The following is a 15269-nucleotide window of genomic DNA, read 5'->3' on the forward strand; positions in this document are numbered from 1 at the left end:
GGCCGGCCCGTTTACGTTGAGGCAGAAGGAAACACTGATGTCAAAACGCGACTATTACGATGTACTCGGCGTGTCCAAGGGTGCATCGGCGGACGAGATCAAGAAAGGTTTTCGCAGGAAAGCCAAAGAGTTGCATCCCGACCGCAACAAGGACAACCCGGAAGCCGAGGCGCAGTTCAAGGAAGCGAACGAAGCCTATGACGTTCTGAAAGATTCAGAACGCAAGGCCGCCTATGACCGCTTTGGCCATGCCGCGTTTGAAAACGGCATGGGTGGCGGCGGACGACCCGGCGGCGGCTTTGGTCAGGGCGACTTCTCCAGCGCGTTTTCGGACGTGTTCGACGACCTGTTCGGCGATTTCATGGGTGGCCAGCGCGGCGGCGGTGGCCGTCGTGCCGCACGCGGTTCTGACCTGCGTTACAACCTGCGCGTCTCGCTGGAAGAGGCGTTTGCGGGTCTGCAAAAGACTATCAACGTGCCCGCTGCCGTGGCCTGTTCGGCCTGTGATGGGTCGGGCGCTGAAAGCGGCGTAGAACCGACGACCTGCCCGACCTGTTCGGGTATGGGCAAGGTCCGCGCGCAACAGGGCTTTTTCACCGTTGAACGCACCTGTCCGACCTGTTCGGGATTGGGTCAGATCATCAAGAAACCCTGCAAATCCTGCGGCGGCGCGGGTCGCGTGGAAAAAGAACGGGCGCTGTCCGTCAACATTCCAGCCGGTGTCGAAACCGGAACTCGCATCCGTCTGGCGGGTGAGGGTGAGGCCGGAATGCGTGGTGGCCCCCCGGGCGATCTGTATATCTTTGTCGAAGTGTCCGATCACAAGCTGTTTGAGCGCGACAGCATAAACCTCTATTGTCGCGTGCCGGTCAGCATGGCCAAGGCCGCGCTGGGCGGTTCGATCGAAGTGCCCACCATCGACGGCGGTCGTGGCCGGGTGCAGATCCCGGCAGGCAGCCAGTCGGGCCGCCAGATGCGTTTGCGTGGCAAGGGAATGCCCGCCCTGCGTGGCGGTGGCGTGGGTGACATGTTCATCGAACTGGCTGTGGAAACACCGGTCAACCTGACCAGTCGCCAGAAAGAACTGCTGCGTGAGTTTGACGATCTGGGAGAGGACAACCACCCGGAATCAAAAAGCTTTTTCTCGTCGGTCAAGTCCTTCTGGGATGGCATGAAAAGCTAAGGGAACCGCTTTCCCGACCAAAGCCGCCCGGTTTCGGGCGGCTTTTTTGTTGCAGGGGGCGCTGCCCCCGCCGCCCTTTGGGCGCCTCCCCCGGGATATTTTTGGCCAGATGAAGGAAAGATCCCTTGTTCATCTGGCCCCAAATATCCCGGAGCGCGAGGCAGAGCCTCGCAAATACTTTTGGCCTTACCCAAGGTGTCAGGGTGGCCATAATACAGATCAAATTCAGTCTTGTGTTTTTCCGATGTGCCTGTGATTGTCCGGTCAACCGTTGGGGTGCCCTGATCGAAGGGCTGAGAGGCGTTAATGCGCTAACCCATCGAACCTGATCCGGGCAATACCGGCGTAGGGAACGGTCTCAGATTGTCAGACGTTTTCCATGCGCGCGTTGCCCAATTTTGATGGAGTAACGATATGACGCCTATTGCGCTGACAATTGCAGGCTCGGACAGTGGCGGTGGGGCCGGAATTCAGGCTGACATCAAGGCAATGTCTGCCTTGGGGGTTTATGGTGCCAGCGTGATCACCGCCGTGACCGCGCAAAACACACGGGCCGTTACCGCCGTTCACGGGATCCCGCTGAATACTGTCGCCGCACAGATCGATGCCGTTCTGTCTGATCTGAGCGTGGGCGCCGTCAAGATTGGCATGTTGGCGACGCCGGAGATCATCCGATGTGTTGCAGACAGCCTTGCAGGGTTCCGTGGTTCCATCGTTCTGGATCCTGTGATGATCGCCAAATCCGGCGATGCCTTGCTGACAGAAGACGCGGTTGCGACATTGCGGGCGGTGCTCGTGCCCATAGCCACGCTATTGACGCCGAACTTGCCCGAGGCCGGACGCCTTCTGGATTGCCCGGCTGCGGAGACGCCGGATCAGATGGTAAAACAGGGGCTTGCCTTGTGTAACATGGGCGCAGATTCCGTTCTGATGAAGGGCGGGCATGGATCCGGCGACATTTGCCGTGATCTCTTGATCGACGCTTCGGGCTTGGTGGCAGAGTTCACGGCACCGCGCCGGAAAACCAGAAATACGCATGGCACCGGTTGTACATTGTCCGCGTCAATTGCTGCCGGCCTGGCGCTGGGAAAAACGCTGATGACGGCCGTTGCAGATGCGCACAGCTATCTGCAAGGCGCGATAGCCCGGTCCGATGATCTGGACATTGGTCGCGGGCATGGGCCAGTTCATCATTTTCATCAGCTTTGGCCCGCATGACCGTCTGGTCGGTCATAGGTGCCGGAGTAGCCGGTCTGACTGTTGCAGCCGAGTTGGTATCGCGCGGCGCTGACGTGCAGATATTCGACCCGGCAGGTGCGCCGGGTCCACATGGCTGTTCCTGGTGGGCGGGTGGCATGCTTGCCCCCTGGTGTGAATACGAAAATGCCGAGGAGCCGGTTCTGCGGCTTGGACAAGCAGCGATTGACTGGTGGGCCGCCAGAACGCGGGTGCATCGTTGCGGAACGCTGGTTGTTGCGCATTCGCGCGACCTGCCGGATTTGCGCCGCTTTGCACGCCGAACGGATGGGTATTCAGAAGTCGGAAGTGCGAAAATCACTGATTTAGAGCCTGAAATAAGCAATTTCGGTAACGGTCTCTTCTTCCGGGCAGAGGCCCATCTTGATCCCCGGCAAGCGTTGCGGGACCTCTACAGCCACCTCAGGGACAGAGGTGTGCTCTTTCACCGTAAACTGGCCCCTTCCCGGTTGGAGAATGCGATCGATTGCCGGGGGTTGCACGCGCGCGAGATCTTGCATGATCTGCGTGGCGTCAAAGGCGAGATGCTGGTGATCCGCTGCCCGGATGTCACGCTCTCTCGCCCTGTGCGACTGCTGCACCCGCGCATGCCGCTTTATGTCGTCCCGCGGGGTGACGGGGTCTACATGCTGGGCGCAACGATGATCGAATCCGAGGACAGCGGCCGGATTACCGCCCGCTCGATGCTGGAGCTTCTCAGCGCGGCTTATGCGCTGAACCCGGCCTTTGGTGAGGCTGAGATCCTGGAAGTCGGTGTCGATCTTCGCCCCGCTTTTCCCGACAACCTGCCTCGCATCCGCCGGTTGGGTCGAACGATCTATGCCAATGGCCTGTATCGCCATGGCTACCTGCTTGCGCCCGCGTTGGCACAGGGTGTCGCCGATCTGGCGCTGGAAAACAAACATTCGGAGATGGTCGATGAAGATCGTGCTTAATGGCGAGGCGCGCGAAAGCCGCGCAGAAACCCTGTCAGATTTGCTGGCGGAATGTGGATTCTCGGGCTGCGTCGCCACTGCTGTGAATGAACAGTTCGTCCCTAAAAGCCTTCGACTGGCCCGAAAACTCGAAGATGGTGACCGGGTCGAAGTTGTCGCCCCGATGCAGGGGGGCTGACGATGAAGACCTTTTACGGCACAGAACTGCCTAACCCGCTGATGCTGGGCACGGCGCAGTATCCCAGTCCGGCCATTCTGGAACAAGCGTTTCGCCTCAGCGGGGCCGGTGTTGCCACGGTATCCCTGCGCCGTGAAGGCGCGGGTGGGGCCGGGCAGAGCTTTTGGCGGATGATCCGCGACCTGGGTGTCATTGTCCTGCCCAACACCGCCGGATGCCACACGGTGAAAGAGGCCGTGACAACCGCCCAGATGGCGCGCGAGGTTTTTCAGACCAATTGGATCAAGCTGGAACTGATCGGTCATACCGACAGCCTGCAACCTGATGTGTTCCAACTGGTCGAAGCCGCCCGCGTCCTGACGGAAGATGGATTTCAGGTCTTTCCCTACACAACGGACGATCTGATCGTCGGCGAACGCCTGTTGCAGGCGGGTTGCGAGGTTCTGATGCCGTGGGGCGCGCCCATCGGGTCCGGGCGCGGTCTGAGCAACGAATACGCGTTGCGGGCGCTGCGCGCTGCGTTTCCCGATGTACCGCTTGTCATTGATGCCGGTATCGGCCGTCCAAGCCACGCCGCGCATGCGATGGAGCTGGGCTATGATGCTGTTCTTCTGAACACGGCGGTGGCCCGTGCCGGTGATCCGGTGGGGATGGCGCGTGCAATGGCATTGGCGGTTCAGGCCGGCCAATTGGCCCATAAGGCCGACCCGATCGAGGCACGCGACATGGCTGAACCCTCAACCCCCGTGATCGGAAAGGCATTTCTGTCATGACTTTGGACCGGTTCTATCCGATCTTCGATCATTCCGACTGGCTGCAGAGGATGCTGCCTCTGGGCGTCAAACTGGTGCAGTTGCGGATCAAGGGCCAATCGGACGTTGCGGTGCGCGCCCAGATTATGATCTCGCTCGAACTGTGCCGCACCCATGGCGCTCAGTTGGTCGTGAACGACCATTGGCAGCAGGCAATAGAGGCGGACTGCGACTGGGTCCACCTGGGGCAGGAGGATCTGGATGATGCCGATCTGCATGCCATCCGTCGGGCAGGCCTGAAACTGGGCGTATCTACCCATGACGATGATGAGCTTGAGCGGGTTCTGTCGATGGACCCCGACTATGTGGCGCTCGGACCTGTCTATCCGACCATCCTGAAAAAGATGAAGTGGCGGCAGCAAGGTCTGCCCCGCGTGACCGAATGGAAGGCGCGGGTGGGGCGTATCCCATTGGTCGGCATTGGTGGAATGACCGTCGAGCGCGCGCCTGGCGTGTTCGAGGCCGGGGCCGATATTGTCGCGGCAGTGACCGACATCACGCTGAACCCTGACCCCGAAGTGCGGGTGCGCGAATGGATCGGCATCACGCGATGAACCGTTACGCTCGCCAGATGATCCTGCCCGAAGTGGGGCCCGAAGGGCAGGCGGGCCTGTCCGCTGCACGAGTACTTGTCGTCGGGGCCGGAGGGTTGGCCGCGCCGGTTCTGCCGCTGTTGGCCGGGGCAGGGGTGGGTCACATCATGGTTGTTGATGGCGATGTCGTTGATCTGTCGAACCTGCACCGGCAAACGCTTTTCACGGAACGGGATGTCGGCCTGCCAAAGGCTGAAGTTGCGGCGCGGCGCTGTCGCGACCTCAACTCCAAGCTTGAAGTCACCAGACAAAGTCAGGCCCTGACATGCGAAAACGCGGCAAATCTGGTGTCGCGGTCGGATGTGGTCCTGGATTGTGCGGATAGTTATGCGGCCAGTTATGTCCTGTCGGACAGCTGTCTGGCACAGGGAAAGCCGCTGATCAGTGCCTCGGTGCTCGGGTTGTCAGGTTATGTGGGCGGTTTTTGCGGCGGCGCGCCGTCCTTACGTGCGCTGTTTCCAGACGCGCCCGACAGTGGTGCCAGCTGCGCCTCAGCAGGTGTTTTGGGTCCGGTTGTCGGTGTGATCGGCGCGACGCAGGCGCAAATGGCGCTGAGCGTGATCCTGGGCCTGCAACCATCGCCGCTGGGCCAAATGGTGAACTTTGATGCCCGCACCCTGCGCAGCAACAGTTTCCGTTTCGATGATGCGCCAGAACCCGCAAGTTGTTTCCGCTTCCTGTCTGCCAGCCAACTCACGGCCGAAGACCGGATCATCGAGCTTCGCGGCACGGATGAAGCGCTGGTCCCGATACACCCCGGCGCAGAACGACTAACGCCAGTCGAATTGTCCGGATTAGAGCCTAAACAAGCAAAAAGATTGGCCCTTTGCTGCGCCACTGGTCTACGGGCGTGGCGCGCAGCCGAACGGATTCAATCGGATTGGCCGGGCGAGATTGTCCTCGTCGCGGCCTCAACCTCGTGAACAGGAAGGAAACGCGAGATATGAAGAAACTGATCACAGCCTTATCGCTGCTGGCCGCTGCACCGGCCTGGGCTGACGACAAGATGACCATTTTGCTGGACTGGTTCATCAACCCCGATCACGGCCCCATTATCGTGGCGCAGGAAAACGGCTATTTCGCCGAACAGGGGCTTGAAGTTGAAATCATCCCGCCTGCTGACCCGTCCGCACCGCCGCGTCTGGTTGCTGCGGGGCAGGCCGATCTGGCTGTGTCCTACCAGCCGCAACTGCATCTGCAGATCCACGAGGGTCTGCCCCTGAAACGCGTCGGCACACTTGTTGCGACCCCGCTCAACTGCCTTCTGGTGTTGGAAGATGGCCCGGTCAAAACCCCGGCGGACCTGAAGGGCAAGAAAATCGGCTTTTCTGTCGCTGGCGTGGAAGAGGCAGTTCTGGGCACCGTTCTGGGCAAATATGACGTCGCGCTGGCCGATGTCGAAATGATCAACGTCAACTTCTCGCTTTCACCGTCGCTGATGTCGGGGCAGGTAGATGCGGTGATCGGCGCCTACCGCAATTTCGAGCTGAACCAGATGGACATCGAAGACCATCCCGGCACCTGCTTCTATATCGAGGAAGAGGGCGTGCCGTCCTATGACGAACTGATCTATGTCGCGAACCCGGACACAATGGATACCGATAAGATCGCCCGTTTTCTGGCCGCGACGGAAAAGGCAACACAGTTCATCGTCAACAACCCCGAAAAAAGCTGGGAAATCTTCGCAGCAACCTCGCCCGAGCTGCAGGATGAGCTGAACGCCCGTGCCTGGGTCGACACGCTACCGCGTTTTGCCCTGCGCCCGGCCGGGTTCGATGCCGGGCGGTACACCCGGTTCGAGGCTTTTCTGAAAGACAGCGGCATGATCGACAGCATCAACCCGGTCAGCGCCATCGCCATCGACGTGACTGCGCAATGAATGAATATGGCAAGGCCTTCGCGCTGATGCGCGATGCGGCGCAGGGGCCGTGGCGGGATTATACCCGCCACGCCTTTGTCGAAGGGTTGAAGGACGGAACGCTTCCGCGCGCAGCGTTTCTTCATTATCTGCGGCAGGACTATGTGTTTCTGATCCATTTTGCCCGTGCCTGGGCGCTTGCGGTGGTGAAATCGGAAACCCACGAAGAGATGCTGGCCGCCTCGCGCACAGTGAACGGTCTGATCAGCGAAGAGATGAAACTGCATATCGGTGTCTGCGAGGCTGCGGGCATTTCACAGCGGGACCTGTTTGCAACGCCCGAGCGTGCCGAGAACCTGGCCTATACGCGCTTTGTGCTCGAGGCAGGCTACAGCGGTGACTTGCTGGACTTGCTGGCAGCGCTTGCGCCTTGCGTCATGGGCTATGGCGAGATTGGCGGGCGTCTGGCAACCGAGGCCACGTCCGAAACCTATCGGGACTGGATCAACGCCTATGCCAGCGAAGACTATCAGGCTGCATGCAAGGCGGTTGGACAATTGCTTGATCAGGCTCTAACACGGCGCATTGGGCACGATTTTGAAGCCTCCCCGCGCTGGGACCGCCTGAGCCGGACGTTCCGCACTTCGACCGAACTTGAAGTCAGTTTCTGGCAGATGGGCATGACGCCATGATGTCTGCCCCCGCGCTGACCATCAGCGGACAGGCCACAATCGGCGGCGCGACCCTGTTCGCGCCGCTTTCGCTTACACTGGCGGCAGGGGAATGGACCTGTCTTCTGGGCGGTTCCGGCGTCGGTAAAACCACCATCCTGCGCCTGATCGCGGGATTGCAGACCGGGGCGGAGTTCTCGGGGCAAATCACGGCCGACGATGGCTTGCCGGTGCCAGAACGTGTCGCGTACATGGCGCAGGACGATCTGTTGCTGCCTTGGGCAAGTGTTGCCCGGAATATCACGCTGGGCGCACAGTTGCGGGGGGAAAAGGCCGATCTGAACCGGCGCGACCGTCTGATCAAACGGATGCGCCTTTGGGATCACCTGACCACGAAACCGTCGGAACTGTCGGGCGGTCAGCGCCAGCGCGTGGCCCTTGCCCGAACTTTGATGGAGGACCGCCCTTTCGTATTGCTGGACGAGCCGTTTTCGGCCCTCGATGCCCGGACCCGCGCCGATATGCAGGATCTCGCGGCCGAGGTGTTGCGGGGCCGCACCGTTTTGCTGGTCACCCACGATCCGGCCGAAGCCGCCCGGCTGGGGCAAACCATTATTGTCATGACCCGGCACGGGCTGACCAAATGCCAGCCGCCCAGGGCTCCGGCCCCCCGCAAAGTGGACGACCCGGACTCGTTGGCCACGCAGGGCGCATTGTTGCGCCTGCTGAGACAGGAGGCAGCATGAAATACCTGTCTCCGCTTGCGGCCGCGCTTTTTGGCCTTGTCGTCTGGCAGGGCATCGTCTCCTTCACGGGCTGGCCGAAATTCATCTTGCCCGGCCCGGCCATTGTCGCCGAAACATGGTGGGACAACCGGTGGATCATCGCAAAAGACACATGGGTAACGGCGGTCGAGGTACTGACCGGCTTCGTTTCTGGTGTAACCTTGGGCGTTGTCACAGCCGTCTCGCTGGCCAGTTCGCGCATGACCCGGATCCTGGTGCGACCCTTGCTGGTGTTCACGCAAGCCCTGCCGGTTTTTGCCCTGGCACCGCTTTTGACGCTTTGGCTGGGGTTTGATCTTTGGTCGAAAGTGGCAATGGCCATGCTGATCATCTATTTTCCGGTCACGTCATCCTTTTTTGACGGATTGATGCGCTCTACGGCCGGATATCTGGACCTTGCACGCACCATGCAGGCCAGTCCGCGCGCGGTTTTGTGGCATATCCGAATACCAGCCGCGTTGCCCTCGCTGGCTTCGGGGATGCGGCTGGCGGCGGTCTACGCACCCATCGGGGCCGTGATCGGAGAATGGGTCGGTGGTTCCTCCGGGGGTCTGGGGAACCTGATGCTGCTGGCCAACGGCCGGGCGAAGACGGACCTGATGTTCGCGGCCATGCTGACGCTGGGTGTATTTTCGATCCTGCTGCACATGGTCGTGCACCGCGCCACGGCGCGCATGGCGGGTGAGGTGCGTTAACGTTTCGGAAAGCAATTCTGCGCCAGTCTGCGCGTATGACCAAGGACGCCTTTGCCGAAGCCCCGATGCTTTTTGAGAACGACGAAGCCCCGGTGCAGCCGCTGCCGGCAGGCCGGTTGCCGTCTTATATCAAGGACCATCGCAAAAGGCTGCGCGAACGGTTCATGTCTGGCGGTTCTGCAGCGATGCCTGATTATGAGCTGCTGGAGCTGGTCCTGTTCCGCTCGATCCCCCGGCAAGACGTAAAGCCTCTGGCCCGGGCCCTGATGGACGAACTAGGCGACTTCAACCGGGTGCTGACCGCGCCCGAAGAAAGGTTACGACAGATCAAGGGTGTCGGCGAAAGCGTGATCACGGATCTGAAGATTCTGGAAGCCTGCGCCCATCGCATGGCTCGCGCACGGGTGATGCAACGGCATGTGATTTCAGGCTGGGACGCATTGCTGGATTATTGCCACACCACCATGGCCCATCGCGAGACCGAGCAGTTTCGCGTGTTCTACCTTGATCGCAAGAACGTCCTCATCGCGGATGAGGAACAGGCCAAGGGCACGGTGGACCATGTTCCCGTCTACCCGCGCGAGGTGGCGAAAAGGGCGCTGGAACTGAATGCCTCGGCTTTGATTCTGGTGCACAACCACCCCTCGGGTGACCCCACACCATCACAATCCGACATCGACATGACCAATCGCATTCAAGATGCCTGCACCGCGCTTGGCCTGGTGCTGCACGATCACCTTATCATCGGAAAATCGACAGAGCTGAGTTTCCAGTCGCAAGGCTATCTGTAGCTGTCGGTGGGATTCGAAGTCACTTGATCCAGACTTCGACCCGGCGGTTGATCTTGCGGCCCCATTCGGTGTCGTCGCAGGCCATGGGCATGGCTTCGCCGAACCCTTCGACCGAGATCTCGACACTGTCGGGTATCGCGGTCTCAACAGCGGCCAGAACCGCGTTGCGCACTGTTTTGGCCCGCAATAGCGCAATGCGGGCGTTCCCCGCCGCTGGCCCGTCACCATCGCTGAATCCCACGAAGGTCAGCTTTCGGGCCTCGTAGGCCCCGGCCTCAAGCGCCTGCGCCAAGTGCAGGATGTTCGCGCGGGACTGGGCATCCGGGCGCGAAGACCCGGCCTCGAACCGGAAAGACAGCGACAGGCGTGACATCGGGCGCAGCGTTTCGATCATCTGTTTCAAGCTGTCCAGGCCAACTTCGTCCCCGCCGTTTGCGATGGCGTTGGCGAGGCGGTCCCCCTGCAATCCGATGCGCATGGTCTCGGGTGCCTGATCCACGAAACCGGCCTGCCGTATCGCCATCTGAGCTTCCGGGCTTTGGGTATAGGCCAGAAACTGTCGTGCGATCCGGGGCAGGCGGTATGACGGCAGGTACAGGAACATAGGTGAGGTTAGCGGATAATCCTCGGTCTTGATCGATTGCCGGGTCGCCGTCAGCGCGTGGCCGCAGCCCCCGGCAAGCGGCAGCGCGCGAACCTTGTCAGCTTCGGCCCGGCTGGCGATTCCGATGGCAAACGGATCCTCGGCCACTGCGTGAACCAAGTCGTTGCTGCGCCCATGCCGCAGGACCGTGTCGGACGGCGCCACGCCGGCGGGCGCAAGCAACTGATCCTCGAAGGCCTGGGACAAGCCCGATCCTATGTCCGGCAGATGCAGCGCAATCGGCGCATCGGCCCCGCCCAGTTCGGCCCAGTTCAGGATTTCGCCGGAATACACGCGTGCCAGATCCGTGGGCGAGATCTGTCGTATTGCGTTGACGGCGGACACCACAGGCACCATCGCATCCAGCGCCACAACCCGGGATCGCCGCGCTTTTGTCAGATCGCCCATCCCGGCGTCTTCCGCGGCCATTCGCTCACCCGGACGGATTTCGCGCAGGGCCATGACGATATCGGTTTCATTCGCGCTCAGATCGGAAAACCCCCGGCCTGTATTGCCCACGCGAAAGAAGAACCGCCCCAAAGGTGCGGGTCGACCGGGTTTAAACAGATCGTAGGCAAAGGTTGCCGAGTCAATCCGTGATGGGGTCGCCGACAACTCTTCTTGTTGGGCAAAACCCAGAATCAGGGCAGGCATGACCTTCTCGGCCATGACCGACGACCCGGAGAACCGGACCTCTGCCACAAAATCGGTCAGATTGGGGCAGGCGGGGCCATCGCAGGTCACGCCGGACCCGTCCACCGTCAGTTCACCGAATTGGGTATCGATACGATAGAACTCGCCATCATATCCCAGCAGGTTTCCAGTTACCTCGACCTTGCCGTCATGCGAGGTCAGCGTGATGTCCTGCGCCTTGGCACCAGATGCCAGCGTTGCCAGAAAAAGTGCAGCCACCGCTGCACGCAAGGATGTCATAGGAGTTTCGAGCCTGCCTGCCGTTTACTTTGCCGCGATTGTCAGGTCTTGGAACAGATTATTCAACACCAGAAACTCTCCGACCTGCGAACAGTCGGGCAGGTTCAGCACCAGATCGCGCGAGCGCAGGCGGCGGTCGGCGCGCAGTTCCAGCGACTGTACGCTCAGATCCGAGCCACAATTGGCCTTGGTCACGTCAGCCTCGACCGTCAGGCCGATGGCACCCGATTGCGCAGACTGGGCGGAAGGGAAGGAATAAATCTCGATATTCTGCGCGGTGCCAAGACCCGGCTGGCCCATATGGACAACTTCGCCGAGACCCGTTGCCGAGCTGTCCGCCCAAACATGCCCGTCACCGCCATAACTGGCACCAAACTCCAGCGCGTGAATCTGCAGATCGGTCGTGCCCTTCCATTGCAGCGCGACGCGGTCGTACTGGCTTATGTCCGGCACATGGGTTGTTGCCACCGTGCCTTTTTGATCCTCGAAGGAAATCAGAAAAATCGCGTATTCCGACAGCACCGGCATCGTCAGATCCAAGGCGCCGTTTTCATCCGTCTGTTGAGAAACGGCCAGCCCGCTGTGATGGACCTCGATCCGTTGATTGGCGTGGCAGGGGGCCTTGACGATCAACCTTGCCGCTGCGCCAGGCACCGCGGTGGCGCGCGCGCTCAGGTTGCAGTCGGCCGTTACTTCGGGGCGGGGTTGCAGGCTGCGCTGCGAGGGTGCCGGAGCAGAAAGTGACGCGGTGCTGGCAGAAGACGAAGTAAGCGCGAACTGCTCAAGCCCGGCCAGCCCAACAGGTTGGCTCGCGGCAGAAGCCACAGAGATACCGGCCTGATTTCCATCAGGTTGCGCGGCAGATCCATTCTGCATCAGGTAACCGATGGCGAGCGCGCAGACGACAGTGCCACCCATGGTCACGTAGTTTCTTACAACGAACAAGACACCCTCCCCAGTTGAAGGAGCGAGTCACACTTTCCCGGTCAATCGCGGCCAATTTGTGACCGCGACGCGAAGTCATTGTGTTCGAATTTGGGTGACGTTAGGTCAGCCTGCCGTGACAGTGTTTGAACTTCTTTCCGGATCCACAGGGGCAGCGGTCGTTGCGCGACGGGTTACCCCAGGTCGCCGGATCGCTTTCGTCAAATCCGGGCCGGGCATCACCCGAGGCGTCGGCTTCTGCGACTGCTTCGGCCTGACCGGCGGCCTGTTCGACCGCCTGTTGCGCCTGGGCCTGCTGCGCCGCCATCTGGGCCAGCATCTCACGCTGCTCTTCCTCGGTCAGCGGGCGAACACGCGACAATTGCTGGGTCACGGTTTCGCGCAGGCTGTCCAGCATCCCTTCGAACAGCTGAAAGCTTTCGTTCTTGTACTCGTTCAGCGGATCGCGCTGGGCATAGCTGCGGTAGCCCACGACCGAGCGCAGATGTTCCAGCGTCAGAAGATGCTCGCGCCACTTGCCGTCGATGGTCTGCAGCAGCACCTGCTTTTCGATGTTGCGCATGTTCTCGGGGCCAAACGCGGCGGCCTTCTGGGCCATCATCTCGTCGGCGGCCTTGATCAGGCGCTCGCGCACCTGCTCGTCATCGACGCCTTCCTCGGCGGCCCAGTCCTGAACCGGCGCGTCGATGGTCAGCTTGTCCTTGATTGCCTCGTGCAGACCGTCGGTGTCCCACTGGTCGGCATAGGTTTTCGGCGGCATATATTCGTCGATCAGATCGTCGATTACCTGTTCGCGCATGTCCGATACGATTTCCGAAAGGTCACCGGTCGACATGATCTCGCGCCGCTGGCTGAAGATCACCCTGCGCTGGTCGTTCATTACGTCGTCGAACTTCAGAACGTTCTTGCGCATGTCAAAGTTGCGGCCTTCGACCTTGGACTGTGCGCGTTCCAGCGACTTGTTCACCCACGGGTGGATGATCGCCTCGCCTTCTTTCATACCCAGCGTTGTCAGCACCTTGTCTAGCCGTTCCGAGCCGAAGATGCGCATCAGATCGTCTTCGAGGCTCAGGTAGAACACGGTGCGGCCCGGGTCGCCCTGGCGGCCCGAACGGCCACGCAACTGGTTGTCGATGCGGCGGCTTTCATGCCGTTCCGAGGCCATGACATACAGGCCACCGGCCTCAAGCACCTTCTGTTTTTCCTCGGCGTGACGCGCCTCTTCCGCCGCGCGCAGTTCGGCGGGGTCCGCTTCGGGGTTCTCGGCAAGTGCCTGCAGAACCTTCATTTCCACGTTGCCGCCCAATTGAATGTCGGTACCGCGTCCGGCCATGTTGGTGGCGATGGTCACCGCGCCCAGACGACCCGCTTCGGCGACGATTTGCGCTTCCTGCTCGTGCTGGCGGGCGTTTAGCACGTTGTGCTGAATGTCCTCCTCGGTCAGCATCTGGCTCAGCACCTCTGATTTTTCAATCGAGGTGGTGCCCAGCAAAACCGGCTGGCCCTTCTCGACCGCCTTTTTGGTTTCCTTGATCATCGCGTCGTATTTCTCGGGGGCGGTGCGATAGACCTGATCGTCTTCGTCCAGACGGGCGATCGGCTTGTTGGTCGGAACTTCGACCACACCCAGCCCATAGATCTCGGCAAATTCCTCGGCTTCGGTCAGCGCGGTACCGGTCATGCCGCCCAGCTTGTCATAAAGACGGAAGTAATTCTGGAACGTCACGCTGGCCAGGGTCACGTTCTCGGGCTGAATCTGCACGCCTTCCTTGGCTTCGATGGCCTGATGCAGGCCTTCGGACAACCGGCGGCCCGGCATCATCCGGCCCGTAAATTCGTCGATCAGTACCACATTGCCGTCGCGGACGATGTAGTCCTTGTCGCGCTGAAACAGCTTGTGCGCGCGCAGGCCCTGGTTGACGTGATGCACCACGGTCGTGCTTTCGGGGTCGTACAGCGAATGACCTTCAGGGATCAGGTCGTTTGCCAGCAACTGCTGCTCAAGATACTCGTTGCCTTCATCGGTAAAGGTCACCGAGCGCGACTTTTCGTCCAGCGAATAGTGATCGTCCTGCAGCAACGGGATCAGCGTATCGATCGCGGTATACAGGTCCGACCGGTCCTGTGATGGACCCGAGATGATCAGCGGTGTCCGCGCCTCATCGATCAGGATCGAGTCGACCTCGTCCACGATCGCGAAATTATGGTGCTTCTGATAGACGTCGTTCAGGTCCGCCTTCATGTTGTCGCGCAGGTAGTCGAAGCCCAGCTCATTGTTGGTGGCATAGGTGATGTCGCAGGCATAGGCCGCCTTTTTCTCTTCGTCCGGCTGACCGGACCAGATCACACCGGTCGTCATGCCTACGGCCGAGAAAACCTTGCCCATCCATTCCGCGTCACGCTTGGCCAGGTATTCGTTCACCGTGACCACGTGCACACCCTTGCCGGTCAGCGCGTTCAGATAAGCCGGGAGGGTGGCGACCAGCGTCTTTCCCTCACCCGTTTTCATTTCCGAGATGTTGCCCTGATGCAGGAACGCGCCGCCCATCAGCTGCACGTCGAATGCCCGCAGACCCAGAGCCCGCTTTCCTCCTTCGCGCACGTTGGCAAAAGCTTCGGGCAGCAAGGCATCCAGGCTCTCGCCATCCAGCGCGCGTTGGCGCAGCTCTTTGGTCTTCTCGATCAAACCCTCATCCGACAGTTTCTCAAACTCCGGCTCCAGCGCGTTGATCTTTTCGACCAGCGGGCGGGTCGCCTTGATCTTGCGGTCGTTCGGTGTTCCGAACACCTTTTTGGCAAGCGTTCCGAGTCCCAGCATGTTCACTCCAGCGGATCTGTTCTTGTCTTGGTTGCGACAGGCTTGCCCACCTTGCGCGCAACCCATAGATACGGGGGGTGAAAGGCGGCCCTGTCCAAGGCTTCAAAGCGATGTAAGCGGCAGGTTCCAGAGTGTCAACGCTGCGCCCTGTCGCGGCATGGAAATAGGATAA

Annotated in this window: 15 protein-coding genes and 1 riboswitch; of the genes, 12 read left to right on the top strand and 3 right to left on the bottom strand. The window is 60.7% G+C overall.

Annotation, left to right across the window (positions count from 1 at the left end; translation table 11 throughout):
• Positions 1-37 precede the first annotated feature (37 nt).
• The 12 genes from dnaJ (at position 38) to radC (ending at position 9758) form a co-directional block, all read left to right on the top strand.
• The gene (dnaJ, locus tag ACR0CG_RS05065) at positions 38-1183 is read left to right on the top strand and encodes a molecular chaperone DnaJ (RefSeq protein ID WP_480523095.1); all 1146 of its coding nucleotides are present in this window, start codon (positions 38-40) and stop codon (positions 1181-1183) included.
• A gap of 262 nt (positions 1184-1445) precedes the next feature.
• A riboswitch (TPP riboswitch) is annotated at positions 1446-1552 on the top strand.
• A 45-nt stretch (positions 1553-1597) separates the two neighbouring features.
• Positions 1598-2401, top strand: coding sequence for a bifunctional hydroxymethylpyrimidine kinase/phosphomethylpyrimidine kinase (gene thiD, locus ACR0CG_RS05070; RefSeq protein ID WP_480523096.1), 804 nt, complete (start codon positions 1598-1600; stop codon positions 2399-2401).
• On the top strand, positions 2398-3375 hold the full coding sequence (locus tag ACR0CG_RS05075; RefSeq protein WP_480523097.1) for an FAD-dependent oxidoreductase: 978 nt from the start codon (positions 2398-2400) through the stop codon (positions 3373-3375). The genes thiD and ACR0CG_RS05075 overlap by 4 nt, the downstream gene beginning before the upstream one ends.
• Positions 3359-3553 carry a sulfur carrier protein ThiS gene (gene thiS / locus ACR0CG_RS05080; protein ID WP_480523098.1) on the top strand — a complete coding sequence of 65 codons (195 nt, stop codon included), beginning with the start codon at positions 3359-3361 and terminating at the stop codon, positions 3551-3553. Before ACR0CG_RS05075 ends, thiS begins: the two co-directional genes overlap by 17 nt.
• Before the next feature lie 2 nt (positions 3554-3555).
• Positions 3556-4326 (top strand): thiazole synthase, encoded by a 771-nt coding sequence (locus tag ACR0CG_RS05085; RefSeq protein ID WP_480523099.1) that lies wholly within the window; start codon positions 3556-3558, stop codon positions 4324-4326.
• On the top strand, positions 4323-4919 hold the full coding sequence (locus tag ACR0CG_RS05090; RefSeq protein ID WP_480523100.1) for a thiamine phosphate synthase: 597 nt from the start codon (positions 4323-4325) through the stop codon (positions 4917-4919). The genes ACR0CG_RS05085 and ACR0CG_RS05090 overlap by 4 nt, the downstream gene beginning before the upstream one ends.
• Entirely contained in the window at positions 4916-5881 is a 966-nt protein-coding gene (locus ACR0CG_RS05095) for a HesA/MoeB/ThiF family protein (RefSeq protein ID WP_480523101.1), read from the top strand. Before ACR0CG_RS05090 ends, ACR0CG_RS05095 begins: the two co-directional genes overlap by 4 nt.
• A gap of 20 nt (positions 5882-5901) precedes the next feature.
• On the top strand, positions 5902-6837 hold the full coding sequence (locus tag ACR0CG_RS05100) for an ABC transporter substrate-binding protein (protein WP_480523102.1): 936 nt from the start codon (positions 5902-5904) through the stop codon (positions 6835-6837).
• Positions 6834-7508: a thiaminase II gene (gene tenA / locus ACR0CG_RS05105; protein WP_480523103.1), complete on the top strand. Its 675-nt coding sequence runs from the start codon at positions 6834-6836 to the stop codon at positions 7506-7508. Before ACR0CG_RS05100 ends, tenA begins: the two co-directional genes overlap by 4 nt.
• Positions 7505-8233, top strand: coding sequence for an ABC transporter ATP-binding protein (locus ACR0CG_RS05110; RefSeq protein ID WP_480523104.1), 729 nt, complete (start codon positions 7505-7507; stop codon positions 8231-8233). The genes tenA and ACR0CG_RS05110 overlap by 4 nt, the downstream gene beginning before the upstream one ends.
• The gene (locus ACR0CG_RS05115; RefSeq protein WP_480523105.1) at positions 8230-8967 is read left to right on the top strand and encodes an ABC transporter permease; all 738 of its coding nucleotides are present in this window, start codon (positions 8230-8232) and stop codon (positions 8965-8967) included. Before ACR0CG_RS05110 ends, ACR0CG_RS05115 begins: the two co-directional genes overlap by 4 nt.
• A 35-nt stretch (positions 8968-9002) precedes the next feature.
• Complete coding sequence (gene radC / locus ACR0CG_RS05120; RefSeq protein ID WP_480523106.1) at positions 9003-9758, top strand: RadC family protein; 756 nt, start codon at positions 9003-9005, stop codon at positions 9756-9758.
• A 19-nt stretch (positions 9759-9777) separates the two neighbouring features.
• Here the strand turns inward: radC and ACR0CG_RS05125 are convergent, their stop codons facing one another.
• From ACR0CG_RS05125 to secA, 3 genes are all read right to left on the bottom strand, one after another.
• A complete protein-coding gene (locus tag ACR0CG_RS05125) occupies positions 9778-11334 on the bottom strand; it encodes a phosphate ABC transporter substrate-binding/OmpA family protein (protein ID WP_480523107.1) in 1557 nt (518 codons plus the stop codon).
• A 24-nt stretch (positions 11335-11358) separates the two neighbouring features.
• Positions 11359-12279 (bottom strand): hypothetical protein, encoded by a 921-nt coding sequence (locus ACR0CG_RS05130; protein WP_480523108.1) that lies wholly within the window; start codon positions 12277-12279, stop codon positions 11359-11361.
• A 100-nt stretch (positions 12280-12379) separates the two neighbouring features.
• Positions 12380-15097: a preprotein translocase subunit SecA gene (gene secA, locus ACR0CG_RS05135; protein ID WP_480523109.1), complete on the bottom strand. Its 2718-nt coding sequence runs from the start codon at positions 15095-15097 to the stop codon at positions 12380-12382.
• Positions 15098-15269: the final 172 nt, after the last annotated feature.

Source organism: Ruegeria sp. AB8 (assembly GCF_056542605.1).

Coding starts and splice junctions, on each gene's coding strand:
- dnaJ (WP_480523095.1), top strand. CDS start 38: ATGTCAAAACGCGACTATTACGATGTACTCGGCGTGTCCAAGGGTGCA.
- thiD (WP_480523096.1), top strand. CDS start 1,598: ATGACGCCTATTGCGCTGACAATTGCAGGCTCGGACAGTGGCGGTGGG.
- ACR0CG_RS05075 (WP_480523097.1), top strand. CDS start 2,398: ATGACCGTCTGGTCGGTCATAGGTGCCGGAGTAGCCGGTCTGACTGTT.
- thiS (WP_480523098.1), top strand. CDS start 3,359: ATGAAGATCGTGCTTAATGGCGAGGCGCGCGAAAGCCGCGCAGAAACC.
- ACR0CG_RS05085 (WP_480523099.1), top strand. CDS start 3,556: ATGAAGACCTTTTACGGCACAGAACTGCCTAACCCGCTGATGCTGGGC.
- ACR0CG_RS05090 (WP_480523100.1), top strand. CDS start 4,323: ATGACTTTGGACCGGTTCTATCCGATCTTCGATCATTCCGACTGGCTG.
- ACR0CG_RS05095 (WP_480523101.1), top strand. CDS start 4,916: ATGAACCGTTACGCTCGCCAGATGATCCTGCCCGAAGTGGGGCCCGAA.
- ACR0CG_RS05100 (WP_480523102.1), top strand. CDS start 5,902: ATGAAGAAACTGATCACAGCCTTATCGCTGCTGGCCGCTGCACCGGCC.
- tenA (WP_480523103.1), top strand. CDS start 6,834: ATGAATGAATATGGCAAGGCCTTCGCGCTGATGCGCGATGCGGCGCAG.
- ACR0CG_RS05110 (WP_480523104.1), top strand. CDS start 7,505: ATGATGTCTGCCCCCGCGCTGACCATCAGCGGACAGGCCACAATCGGC.
- ACR0CG_RS05115 (WP_480523105.1), top strand. CDS start 8,230: ATGAAATACCTGTCTCCGCTTGCGGCCGCGCTTTTTGGCCTTGTCGTC.
- radC (WP_480523106.1), top strand. CDS start 9,003: ATGACCAAGGACGCCTTTGCCGAAGCCCCGATGCTTTTTGAGAACGAC.
- ACR0CG_RS05125 (WP_480523107.1), bottom strand. CDS start 11,334: ATGACATCCTTGCGTGCAGCGGTGGCTGCACTTTTTCTGGCAACGCTG.
- secA (WP_480523109.1), bottom strand. CDS start 15,097: ATGCTGGGACTCGGAACGCTTGCCAAAAAGGTGTTCGGAACACCGAAC.